1 protein-coding gene is annotated in these 234 nt (G+C 51.7%); it reads right to left on the reverse strand.

The window, feature by feature from the left end:
• Window positions 1-35: 35 nt before the first annotated feature.
• On the reverse strand, window positions 36-234 hold a 199-nt coding region (locus tag ACT3TC_RS17165; RefSeq protein WP_444641169.1), incomplete at its 5' end, for an integrase core domain-containing protein.

Below are 234 nucleotides of genomic sequence, written 5' to 3' on the forward strand. Positions count from 1 at the left end.
CCCCCATTTATAACCGGGGCGATAAGTAGAGTTGGTTAGGCAGCCATTGTCACCTTCTGTTTCGGTGTTATCCCGCCCAATGCCATATTCGGTCGCTCGTGGTTGTACGTCCAGAGCCAGCGTGTGGCAAAATCCTGTACTTCAGCGATCGAGCCGAAAAGATAATGGCTCAGCCAATCATAACGGACTGTTCGGTTGTAGCGTTCGATGTAGGCATTCTGCTGTGGCTTGCCA

This window comes from Halomonas sp. AOP27-A1-41 (assembly GCF_052378605.1).
Classification (GTDB): Bacteria; Pseudomonadota; Gammaproteobacteria; order Pseudomonadales; family Halomonadaceae; genus Vreelandella; species Vreelandella citrativorans.